This window comes from Roseiflexus sp. RS-1, from assembly GCF_000016665.1.
Classification (GTDB): domain Bacteria; phylum Chloroflexota; class Chloroflexia; order Chloroflexales; family Roseiflexaceae; genus Roseiflexus.
The window spans coordinates 4821383-4834039 of record NC_009523.1 but is presented as its reverse complement, the minus strand read 5'-3'; the positions used below and the strand labels follow the sequence as shown (position 1 = coordinate 4834039).

Annotated in this window: 6 protein-coding genes; 3 read left to right on the top strand and 3 right to left on the bottom strand. The window is 64.1% G+C overall.

Annotated elements, in window-relative coordinates; all coding sequences use genetic code 11:
- Positions 1–192 precede the first annotated feature (192 nt).
- Positions 193–5319: a LamG-like jellyroll fold domain-containing protein gene (locus ROSERS_RS19905; RefSeq protein WP_011958556.1), complete on the top strand. Its 5127-nt coding sequence runs from the start codon at positions 193–195 to the stop codon at positions 5317–5319.
- 60 nt (positions 5320–5379) lie between these two features.
- Here the strand turns inward: ROSERS_RS19905 and ROSERS_RS19900 are convergent, their stop codons facing one another.
- From ROSERS_RS19900 to ROSERS_RS19890, 3 genes are read right to left on the bottom strand one after another with little or no spacing between them, the layout of a single operon-like run.
- Complete coding sequence (locus tag ROSERS_RS19900; protein WP_011958555.1) at positions 5380–6183, bottom strand: TlyA family RNA methyltransferase; 804 nt, start codon at positions 6181–6183, stop codon at positions 5380–5382.
- Positions 6183–6671, bottom strand: a complete 489-nt coding sequence (locus ROSERS_RS19895; RefSeq protein WP_011958554.1) for a hypothetical protein — start codon at positions 6669–6671, stop codon at positions 6183–6185. Before ROSERS_RS19895 ends, ROSERS_RS19900 begins: the two co-directional genes overlap by 1 nt.
- Positions 6672–6691: 20 nt before the next feature.
- Positions 6692–7882 carry a CaiB/BaiF CoA transferase family protein gene (locus tag ROSERS_RS19890; RefSeq protein WP_011958553.1) on the bottom strand — a complete coding sequence of 397 codons (1191 nt, stop codon included), beginning with the start codon at positions 7880–7882 and terminating at the stop codon, positions 6692–6694.
- A gap of 139 nt (positions 7883–8021) precedes the next feature.
- On the opposite strand from ROSERS_RS19890, the gene ROSERS_RS19885 reads away from it, so the two are divergent.
- Positions 8022–9536, top strand: coding sequence for an acyl-CoA synthetase (locus tag ROSERS_RS19885; protein WP_011958552.1), 1515 nt, complete (start codon positions 8022–8024; stop codon positions 9534–9536).
- Between the two features lie 108 nt (positions 9537–9644).
- The gene (locus ROSERS_RS19880) at positions 9645–12581 is read left to right on the top strand and encodes an FAD-binding and (Fe-S)-binding domain-containing protein (RefSeq protein WP_011958551.1); all 2937 of its coding nucleotides are present in this window, start codon (positions 9645–9647) and stop codon (positions 12579–12581) included.
- The last annotated feature ends 76 nt before the right edge of the window (positions 12582–12657 follow it).

Here is a 12657-nt window from a genome sequence, read left to right as displayed (position 1 = left end):
AACGCCTGCGTCTGGCTATGCGCTACCTGATAAGTTGTGTACCTGCACGCACCTTTCCTGTCATCACTTCGTCATAATTGCAACCTATACTCTCTATCAGAAAGCGTCCTGTCCTGCCTGTCCCATTGCACTTCTCTCGCGCGCCGGGCAGCATGCCTGTATGTGTGCCATAACGTTCAGGATTGGTGAACCATGCGGATTCAGATGTGGGTTGGCGGGATCTTTGGCGTGCTGATTGTGCTGATTGCGCTGGCAGCGCCATCTGCGAGTCAGGCGACGATCCCCAATCGCCAGACATGGGCGCATTCGCCGGGAACGTGCGGACCGGCGCTGGAAGGAGCGGTGTTCGGGCGTGCCGGAGACAACTGCGGCGGAGGTGGCACAACATTCGATAGCAACAACGTCGAAGGTCCGGTCATTCTGCGCGACATCGCCACGGCTGCGGCACCCTGTCCCGGCATCGCCGAAGGGGCGACGTGTTATCGCATGTGGTATACCGGCTTCGACACCGGCGGCGTCCGGCGCATCGGATACGCCGTTTCGCCAGATGGAACAACCTGGACGCGCGTGCCGGGAAGCGCCGGCGGTGGTGCAGTCCTCGGTCTGGGACCGGCGGGGAACTTCGATAGCGCCGGGGTATCGTTCCCCTATGTCGTCCGCAACGGCGCGACCTTCGAAATGTGGTACAACGGCTTCAACGGCTCGGTCTTTACGATTGGCTTCGCCACCTCGACCGATGGGCTGAACTGGACGCGCGTGACAGGACCGTTGTCCCAGGGCGCGGTGCTGCGTCCAACCGGCGCAGCCACGTTCGACCAGTCGATTGTCGCTGCTCCCAGCGTGATCCGCGATGAATCCTCTGCGCAACTCCCCTGCGAAAATGGACGCACCACCGGCATCTGTTACCGCATGTGGTATCAGGGAACCGATGCGGCGAATGTCTTTCGCATCGGGTATGCACTCTCGCCGGATGGCGTGAACTGGACGCGCGCCGCTGGCGGTAACGCAGTGCTCGGCACAGGCGCTGGCGGCACATGGGATGCCGGCAGCGTCGGCGCACCGGTGGTGGTGAAGGATGGCGCACTGTTCCGCATGTGGTACAACAGCCAGGCATCCAACCAGAGCATCGGGCATGTCGTCTCGACCGATGGGGTGACGTGGGTGCGGCCTGAGCCAAACCAGGCAGTGTACCGCGGCGCTGACGACCCCGGCGCCCTTTCACCCGACAACGTGTGGACGCCGTTCGTCATCAAGGAAGGCGCTTCCTTCCGCATGTGGTACACCATCAGCAGCCGCCCCAATGCCATACGCATCGGGCATGCGACCATGACCCCCGGAACGCTGCTGCCTGCGCCTGGATTGACCCGTAATCTCGGCGAATACACCCTCTCGCTGACGACCCAGGCGATTCCGGCAGGCGGCAGTGTCTTGCTGACATTGCCGGCCAGCATTCCATTCACCGAAGTGACAGCAGGCGCGATTGACGGCTTTGGCGCAAATGCGACATTCGCGGCTGAAGCGACGGCGTTGACCGATGCTGCGGCGCAGGGGACGGCGCGCGGCGCGCTCGTCATCCGGTTGCCTGACGGCGCTCCCGCTGGTCCGAAGACGATCACCTTCACCCTGGCAAACCCGCCATCGAGTGCGGCGCTGATGACCGTGCAGACTTTCGATATACGCGAAGTGCTGGAATATGCAACGGTTGATCTGTCGCAGGCAACGGATGTCGGACCGACTCCGACGCCGACGCCCGTTCCGCCCTCGCCCACGCCGGTGACGCCCACCCCGACCGCCACCGAAGGTCCGACGGCGACGCCAACGCCCGTTCCGCCGTCTCCCACGCCGGTGACGCCCACCCCGACCGCCACCGAAGGTCCGACGGCGACGCCGACAAATACGCCACAGCCGCCAACGGCAACCAGTACGCCAACGGCAACCAGTACACCCCAACCGCCGACGGCAACCAGTACGCCGACGGCAACGAGTGCGCCAACTGCGACGCCTGCACTAACTGCCGATCCGTCGAACCGCCAACCGTGGTTGCACATTCCCGGAACCTGCCCGGCATCTGCCCAGGGCGCAGTATTTACGATTGCCGGGCAGAACTGCGGCGGTGCGGGAACGAGTTTTGACACGTCGGAGATCTTCCCGCCGATGGTGCTGCGCGATAACGCCACCCCATCGCTGCCGTGCGAGAATGGGCGCACCAGCGGCATCTGCTACCGCATGTGGTACGTTGGTGTGGACGGCAGCGGCACGCGCCGTATCGGGCATGCCCTGTCGCCGGACGGCATCACCTGGACGCGCTACATCGGCTCAGGAGTCGGCGGAAGCGTCTTCGGACCGTCGGGCGTTGCCGGCGACTTCGATAGCAATGGCGTCACGACGATGTATGTCGTGCGTGACGGGAATACGTTCCGCATGTGGTACAGCGGCTTCAGCAACACCGGTGCGATTGAGGGCATCGGGTATGCAACGTCGCCGGATGGCATCACCTGGACGCGGGTGCCGGGCACTGCCGGAACCGCTCCGCCGAACCGCAACGCCGTTCTCGTCGAACGCGGCGGCGCCGGTGATTTCGATCAGGATTACATTGTCGCGCCCTCCGTGCTGATCGATGAAGCAACCCCGGCCCTGCCCTGCGAAAATGGGCGCACCAGCGGTCGCTGCTACCGGATGTGGTACGAGGGTGTCAATAATGTTGGCGCCTATACGTTCGCCATCGGGTATGCCGTGTCGCCCGACGGGATCAACTGGACGCGGGTGCCCGGCAGCAGTGGCGGCGGCGCCGTCTTTGCGCGCATCAACAACTTCACCGACTTCGACAGCAACAGTGTCGGCGTTCCTACCGTGATCAAGGACGGCGCGTTCTTCCGCATGTGGTATGAGGCGAAATCATACGCGAGGCCCGATTTCTCGACCGGGTATGTTGTCTCAACCGATGGCATCAACTGGGTGCGCCCGATACCGAACGATCCGGTCTTCACCGGCGCCAATGATCCCGGCACATTCTCGCCGGACGGCGTGTGGGCGGCACGGGCGCTCAAACTGGGCAGCAGTTACCGTAAGTATTACACGGTCAGCACACGACCGAACGCTCAACGCTTTGGGCTGGCGCAAATGACCCCCGGCGCGCCGCTTGGCTCGATTGCGCTGAATGCGTCTGGCGATCTGTATACGCTCAGTTTTACGACCGCATCCTTCATTCCGGCTGGCGGCAGCGTTCTGATCACCCTCCCCCCGGAGGTCGATTTCGCACAGGTGACTCCTGGTGCAATCAGCGGTTTCGGTGCGGGCGCAACGCTGGAGGCGGACCCGGCGGCAGTCACCGATGCGGCATCCGGCGGCGCGGCGCGCGGTGCGCTCCTCGTTCGCCTGCCCAACGGCGCGCCTGTGGGTCCAAAGACGGTGCAGTTCAGCCTCACCACGCCGCCTCCTTCGACCGCGCCGCTGCTGGTGCAGACGTTCGATCTGCGTGAGGTGCTGGAGTATGGCGAGGTGATGATGAACGGCACGCCGCCGCCTGCCACCCCAACCGCCACGCCGCTGCCGCCCACCAGCACCCCGACCGCCACGCCGGTCCCGCCCACCAGCACGCCGGTCTCGCCGTCGGCGACCGCAGGATCAACCGCCACGCCGGTCCCGCCTACCAGCACGCCGACTGCCACGCCGGTCCCGCCCACCAGCACCCCGACCGCCACGCCGGTCCCGCCGTCGAACAGCGCGCTGCGCTTCGACGGGGCGAATGATGAGGTGCGCGGCGGGCAGATCGCCGGATTGGGCGGCGCGCAGACCATCGAACTCTGGGTGCGTCCGGCGACCGGCGGGCAGGATAGCGTCATCCTCGCCACCACCGATGATGTCATCGGCTGGGCGCTGGAACTGAACGGCGGGCGCGCCACCTGGTGGGTCGCGTCGACCGCTGGCTGGCGCGCGGCGCAACACCCGACGGCGCTGCTCGCCAATACCTGGCACCACGTCGCCGTGACCTACGACGGGACAACCGCGCGGGTGTTCGTCAACGGCGCCCCCGGACCGGCGGCGACCATCGGCGCGATCACCCAGGGACCGTCCTTCCGCATCGGCGGCTTTCCCGGCTACGGCTTCTTCAACGGCGATGTCGATGATGTGCGCATCTCGAATATCGTGCGCTACACCAGCACGTTTACGCCGCCATCAGCAGCACACCCGACGGACGCAAATACGCGCGCGCTTTATCGGTTGGACGAAGGGAGCGGGCAGACAACGGCGGACGCTTCCGGGAATGGCTACAACCTGACGCTCGGCACAACGGCGAATGCTGACAGCGCCGACCCGCAGTGGGTGGCGTCGACCGCGCCGATTGCGCCGCCGCCGACGGCAACGCCAACGGCAGTCCCGCCCACCAGCACCCCAACCGCCACGCCAGCGCCGCCCACCAATACGCCAACCGCCACGCCGGTCCCGCCCACCAGCACGCCGGTCCCGCCGTCGGCGACCACGGAACCAACCGCCACGCCGCTTCCGCCGACCAGTACGCCGACCGCAGGACCAACCGCCACGCCAGCGCCGCCCACCAGTACGCCGACCGCCACGCCGGTCCCGCCCACCAGCACGCCGACTGCCACGCCGGTCCCGCCCACCAGTACACCGACTGCCACGCCGGTCCCGCCCACCAGCACCCCGACCGCCACGCCGGTCCCGCCGTCGAACAGCGCGCTGCGCTTTGACGGGGCGAATGATGAGGTGCGCGGCGGGCAGATCGCCGGATTGGGCGGCGCGCAGACCATCGAACTCTGGGTGCGCCCGACGACCGGCGGGCAGGATAGCGTCATCCTCGCCACCACCGATGATGTCATCGGCTGGGCGCTGGAACTGAACGGCGGGCGCGCCACCTGGTGGGTCGCCTCGACCGCTGGCTGGCGCGCGGCGCAACACCCGACGGCGCTGCTCGCCAATACCTGGCACCACGTCGCCGTGACCTACGACGGGACAACCGCGCGGGTGTTCGTCAACGGCGCCCCCGGACCGGCGGCGACCATCGGCGCGATCACCCAGGGACCGTCCTTCCGCATCGGCGGCTTTCCCGGCTACGGCTTCTTCAACGGCGATGTCGATGATGTGCGCATCTCGAATATCGTGCGCTACACCAGCACGTTTACGCCACCGTCGTCTACAAGCCTGACGACTGACGCAAATACGCGCGCGTTCTACCGCTTCAACGAGGGGAGCGGGCAGACCACGGTTGATGCTTCCGGGAATGGCTACAACCTGACGCTTGGCACGACGGCGAACGCCGACAGCGCCGATCCGACGTGGGTGGCGTCAACCGCGCCATAAGCACATTCACGCTCCCGCAGATGCGGCAATCTACGGGAGCGTGTTCGTCATTTCGACAGGTTATGGTTTCTCAAGCACTGCTGCAATCGCTCGCTCGATATCGAGGTCTGGTCCTGTACCGCCAAGCCACGCCAGAAACTCGACGTTCCCTGCCGGTCCCAGGATGGGTGAGCGCGTGAGACCATGCGGTTGCACGCCAATCGCAGCAGAGAACGTCAACACCTGACGCAGCACGTCGGCATGCACCGATGGATCGCGCACGACGCCGCCCTTCCCGACCTGCGCCGGTCCTGCTTCGAACTGCGGTTTGATCAGTGCGACGATCCAGGCATCCGGGCGGATCAGGCGCTGCACAGCGGGGAGTACCAGTTTCAGTGAGATGAACGATACATCGATTGTGGCACAATCGGCGAAGACCGGGTCAGACGAGCCTTCGAGGGGGGGTAACGCTTCCAGGTAGCGAATGTTGGTGCGTTCGATCACAACCACCCGCGGATCCTGGCGTAACCGCACATCGATCAAGCCATACCCGACATCCACTGCATACACACGCGCCGCGCCGCGCTGCAACAGCACATCGGTGAAGCCGCCGGTCGAAGCGCCGACGTCGAGTGCAGTGAAATTCGCCGGAGAAAGATTAAAGGCATCGAGCGCGTGCGCCAGTTTGTACCCGCCGCGACTGACATACGGCAGTTTGCCAGCAAGTTCAATCCCGGCATCCTCAGGTACGAGTTCGCCGGCCTTAAGGCGGACGACGCCATCTACCCGCACCTCACCGGCAAGGATCAACGCCTGCGCGCGGGCGCGCGTCTCTGCCAGCCCACGTTGCACCAGCAGATGATCAAGCCGGACCTTCTTTGCCACTACGCCTCACGCTCCAGACGACGCAGTTCCGCCTCCATTTGCGCAATGTAGGCGTGCAACCAGGCAGGCGCATCCTTCCCGGCTTCGTCCCGCCGGGCTTTCAGGCGCGCAAGATCCGCGCGGCGCTTCGCCAGGTCCGCCTTGGGGCGGGGCGGCGGCGGCGCAGGCGGCGGCACGGGCAGGGTTGCCAGGTGATCGGCGACGATGCGCGAAACCAGCGCGGAAAGTGTGGTTTTATGCGTGGCAAGGTAGGTCTCGAATGCCTGCCGCTGTTCGGGAGTGAGATAGATGCGCATATGGATCGGTTCTCCATCCGCGCCGTCCGTATCCGACGACAACTGCGAGAGGGGGTGTTCCGCGAGGATCTGCGAAACAACATCGGGGGGATTGCTGCGACGCTCCCGCACCAGGTGTTCCAGGCGCGCCCGATTCTCAGGCGAAAGGTACAGGCTGGTCTGCACGGTGAACAGTCCCTGTCGCTCGGTCATCGTCCTCTCCTTTCGATACGCTATGCGACCACGCCGATCGAACGGAGCGTCGCAATCTCGTGCTGTTCGTAGCCAATTTCCGCCAGGATCTCGTCGGTATGCTGCCCCAACAGCGGCGGCGGACGACGGATCGCAGGCGGGGTCGCTGAGAAGTGGTAAGGTGGAGCAACGACCCGGATCGCGCCAGCGGTCGGGTGCTCGATGGTCACGACGCTCCCCAGCGCCTGCACCTGCGGGTCGGTGAACACCTGCGCCAGGTCGTGCACCGCGCCGCACGGCACACCGGCGGCATTCAATCTTTGCTCGATGTCGGCAACGCGCAACGACGCAAACACCGGTTCGAGCAGCGCATTCAGTTCGGCGCGATGCGCCAGGCGCGCCACATTCGTGCGGAAACGGGGATGATCACGCAGGTCGGCAAGATCGAGCGCATCACAGAAGCGCAGCCACAGATCATCGGTGCCGACGCCGAGCGTAAAATAGCCATCGGCGGCGCGATACACCCCATACGGCACGATCGATGGATGCTGATTGCCCGGTCGTTCCGGTGCGCGACCGGTGGCGAAATAGTTGCCCGCCTGATAGGTCAGCATCGCCAGTTGCCCTTCCAGGAGCGACGTATCCACCCGTTGCCCTTCGCCGGTGCGCGCGCGGTGGTAGAGCGCCGCCAGAATGGCATATGCCGCGAACATTCCTGCCATAATATCGGTGATTGCAATCCCAACCCGCATCGGCGGTCCTCCGGGTTCACCGATCAGGCTCATCAGGCCGCCCAACCCCTGCGCAATCTGATCATACGCGGCGCGCTCTCGGTCCGGTCCGACCTGACCGAAACCGGAGATCGAGCAGTACACCAGATCAGGACGAATGGCGCGGCACGCATCGTAACCGAACCCGCGCCGGTCCAGTGTGCCGGGAACGAAGTTTTCCAGCAGCACGTCACTGCTGGCGATCAGGCGGCGAAGAACTGCAGCGCCGCGCTCGTCGCGAAAGTCGAGCGCCAGACTGCGCTTGTTGCGATTGACACTGAGAAAGTAGGTGCTCTCACCGCCTTCGAATGGCGGTCCCCAGGCGCGTGTGTGGTCGCCGATACCCGGTTGTTCGACTTTGATCACATCGGCGCCAAGGTCGCCGAGCATCATGGAACAGAAAGGACCCGCAAGTGCGCGGCTCAGATCGAGGACGCGCAATCCTTCGAGCGGCAGGGGCATATGTTCCCCACAAGCGCAACCATGGCGCAGTTTCTGGCGATGTCTCTTGTTGCGTAGTATTATACCATGCCGCATGGTACGCAACCTGACAGTCCGTTCACGGACACCCGGAACCTGATCGTTTCAGCGCGAGTGGTGTATGACAGAAATCTTAACAACCATCGCGGCGTTGCAACGGGCGGTGGCGCATGCGCCGCACCGTCCATTTCTGCTGTTTGAAGGGCGCGCTTACCCCTATGCTACCGTTGCCGCAGCCGCTTCCCGCTGGGCGACCCGCCTGCGCGCCGCTGGGGTTGAACGCGGTGACCGCGTCGCACTCTACCTGGAGAACAGCCCGGCGTTCGTGGCTGCATACCTGGGCGCTCATATGATCGGCGCAATTGTGGTATTGATCAACACGCAGTATCGTCACACCGAACTGCGCCATATCCTGAGCGACTCCCAGGCGCGCGTGATCATTGTCGGCGATCAGGCCCACGCCGATCTGGTCTGCCAGGCGCAGGAAAACGCCCAAACCATTCGCGCCGACGCGGTTGTGCTGGAGGAAACGGGCGATATGCCGGATTGGGCGTCTGCGCCCGCACCGCACGATATTGCGCTCCTTGGGTATACATCGGGCACAACCGGACGATCCAAGGGAGCGATGCTCACCCACGCCAACCTGATGGCGAATAGTGCGGCGGTTACACGCGCCTGGCATTGGACCGAACAGGATCGGCTGCTGCTGACACTGCCACTGTTCCACATTCATGGTCTTGGGGTGGGGTTGAACGGCGCCCTCTTCACTGCCAGCACGGTCGATCTGCGGCGCGGTTTCGATGCGACCGACGTGATCGACACCCTGACGCGCGGCGAAACGACCATGTTCTTTGGCGTACCGACCATGTATACCCGCCTGATCGCCGAGGCGCGGCGGCGACTGGCAGAAGGAGCGCCGTTTCGCGTCGATACGGTTCGCCTGTTCGTCTCCGGTTCGGCGCCGCTCACCCCGCAAACCTTCGCCGAATTCGAGGAACTGTTCGGTCAACGCATCCTGGAACGCTACGGGATGACCGAAACCATTATGAATCTGACCAACCCCTACGATGGCGAACGTCGCCCCGGAACAGTCGGCATGCCGTTTCCGGGTCAGGAAGCGCGGATTGTCGATGTGCGCACCCGTCAACCGATCCCCGATGGCGTCATTGGCGAAATTCAGGTGCGCGGTCCGAATGTGTTCGCCGGATACTGGCGCAACCCGCAGGCGACCGCCGAAGCGTTCGATGCCGATGGGTGGTTCAACACCGGCGACCTGGGCTGGCGAGGCGCCGATGGCTATTTTGTCATCACCGGGCGCGCCCGTGAACTGATCATCAGTGGCGGGTACAATATCTATCCGCGCGAGGTCGAGGAAGTGCTGCTCGACCACCCCGCCGTCGCCGAAGTCGCCGTTGTCGGGTTGCCCGACCCGGAGTTTGGTGAACAGGTGGTGGCGGTGGTTGTGCCGACAGCGCAACCGCGCGACGGGCTGGAACAGGAGTTGATCGACTGGTGCCGCGCGCGCCTGGCGAGTTACAAAAAACCGCGTCGGGTCATTTTTGCTGCAACGCTGCCGCGCAACGCACTTGGCAAGGTGCAAAAACATCTTCTGCAACAGCAACTTCAGGAAGCGTGATGCGTCGATGCACGCTCGCCGCGCACAGCGCGGCACATCTGTCGCCCCATCGACGCCTCTGGCGATCCTGAACAGTTTGCCGGGCATAACCGGAAAGGATGCTCCCTGATGAATTACGCCGATCTGGCTGCTGAATTGCGTGAATGCGTCAAGGGTGATGTGCACACCGATGCGATCTCGCGCGCTATCTATGCGACCGATGCCAGCATCTATCAGATCGAGCCGCTGGGGGTGGTGCTACCCAGGGACGAAGAGGACGTTGCAGCGGTCGTGCGCCTGGCGCGCCTCCGTCGCCTCCCGATCCTGCCGCGCGGCGGCGGTACGAGCCTGGCGGGGCAGGCGGTGGGGCGCGCCATCCACCTCGATTTTACTCGCTATATGAACCGCCTGCTGGAGGTCAACGTCGCCGAACAGTGGGCTTGGGTCGAGCCGGGGATCATCCTCGATCAGTTGAATGCAGAAGTGGCGCCGCACGGTTTGATGTTTGCACCCGATGTTTCGCCGTCGAACCGCGCAACCATCGGCGGGATGATCGCCAACAACTCGTCCGGTATGTATTCACTCGTCTACGGCAAAACCATCGACCACGTGCTGGAACTGAAGGTGATGCTGTCCGATGGCAGTATCACCACCTTCCGACCGCTCGATGAAACGGAATTGCGTGCCAGGCTGAGCAACCCCGAACTCGAAGGACGGATCTACCGCGCAGTTGCGCGTCTGGCGCACGACCATGCCGACGAGATTGCGCGTCGCTATCCCAAAGTGCTGCGGCGCGTCGGCGGCTACAATCTCGATGCGTTCGTGCCAGTCGTCGAAGAGGGACAGACCCGCTACGGTATTATGTTCGGTTCGCGTTCCCCCGACCGACGGTTCAACATGGCGAACATGATCGTCGGCTCGGAGGGCACGCTGGCAATCGTGCTGGCGGCGCGGCTGCGCCTCGTTCCCCGTCCCAAACATACCGCGATTGCGATTCTGGAGTTTGCCACGCTCGACGCTGCGCTCGATGCAGTGGTTCCCTGCCTGGAGTGCGAACCTGCCGCCGTCGAATTGATGGACGATATTCTGCTCGACCTGACGCGCAAGTCGCACGAATACGCGCAGTATCTGGCGATGTTCGTGCAGGGAACGCCGGGTGCGCTGTTGCAGGTGGAGTTCTTCGGCGAGACCGGCGATGACGTGCGCGCGCATCTGGATCGCCTGGAACAGCGTCTGCGGGGGCATTACCAGGCAATGACCCCTGTGCTCACTGCTGAGCGCAAACGCGCAGTACTGGCAGTGCGCAAGGCGGGGCTGCCGCTGCTCCAGTCGCTCTCACCCGACCTGAAACCCGAAACGTTTGTCGAAGACTCCGCGGTTCCGCCAGAGAGATTGAACATCTACCTGCGCCGGTTCCGCGACATCTGCCACGCGCACGGGGTGCGGGTCGCCTTTTACGGGCACGCCAGCGTTGGCGTCATTCACGCCCGCCCGCTCCTCAACCTGAAGGACGCGGGGGATGTGCGCAAGATGCGCGCAATTGCCGAACAGATCAAAGACCTGGTGATCGAATTCGGCGGGGCGCTCTCCGGCGAGCATGGCGACGGGATGCTGCGGGCTGAGTTCAACCGCGAGTTATTCGGCGATACCCTCTACGAAGCCTTTCGCGAGATCAAGCATACGTTCGACCCTTACGACATTCTCAACCCCGGCAAGATCGTCGAAGCGCCGCCGATGGATGCCAGCCTGCGGTATGGCGCATCGTATCATCCGATCCAGTTGCATACCCACTTTCGCTTCAGCGACACCGGCGGCATTGTCGGTGCGGTCGAGTTGTGCAACGGCAACGGTCTGTGCCGCAAAGTGGCGGGTGGCACGATGTGCCCCAGTTACATGGTGACGCGCGACGAAGAACACTCGACCCGCGGGCGTGCCAACGCGCTGCGGATGGTCTTCTCCGGAGCGCTTCCGCTCGATGCGCTCACCAGCGCACGCATGAAAGAAGTGATGGACCTGTGTCTGGAGTGCAAAGGGTGCACCGGCGAATGCCCGTCACGGGTCAATATGACCCGTCTGAAGTCCGAGTGGCTCTCGATCTACTATGATCGCCACGGCATTCCGCTGCGATCACGACTGTTCGGCAGCATTCGCACCATCAATGAACTCGGCAGTCGGATTGCGCCGCTGGCGAACCGCGCACTGGCGCTGCCATTCGTCCCCTGGCTCACCGAACGGCTGATCGGCGTCAGCCGCCACCGTCGTCTGCCGCCATTCGCCGATCAGCCGTTCCATCGCTGGTTCGAGAAACGACCGACGCCGGTCGGCGCCGATCGTCCTTCGGTCGTCCTCTTCCCTGACACATTCGCCGACTATAACGACCCGCACGTTGCGCAGGCTGCGGTGCACGTGCTGGAGGCGGCAGGGTACCGCGTACTCCTGCCGACGCGCCGCGTCTGCTGCGGGCGTCCGCAGATCTCGAAGGGGTTGCTGAAGGAAGCACGGGCGCTGGCGCAGCGTCAGATCGACGCCCTGGGACCGTATGCCGCCGCCGGGATTCCGATCATCGGTCTTGAACCGAGTTGCATCCTGACCTTCCGCGATGAGTATCCCGACCTGCTGGACGATCCCCGCACTGCAACACTGGCGCAGATGTCGTTCCTGTTCGACGAATTCCTGGCGCGTGAGGTTCGCACCGGTCGCGCGACGCTGCGTTTCAAGCAACCGGATCAGGCGCCGCGCCGGTATCTGTTCCACGGTCATTGCCACCAAAAGGCGTTGATCGGCAGCCAGCACGCGCTGGCGCTCCTCCGCATGATCCCCGGCGCGGAGGTGCATGAAGTCGATAGCGGATGCTGCGGCATGGCGGGTTCATTCGGCTACGAAGTGGAACATTACGTCATTTCACAGAAGATCGGCGAGCGCGCGCTCTTCCCGGCTATCCGTTCGCTGCCTGCCGACGCGACGATTGTGGCGATGGGAACCAGTTGCCGCCAGCAGATCGCCGATGGAACCGGAAGACGCGCCGATCACCTTGCCGGGGTGTTGGCTGACGTTCTCGAAGAGTAGCGATACCAACACTGCGCAGGATCTGTTTCCACTCTTGATAGGGAGCGTCCTGCGTGCTATGATTCTGGCGCTATCA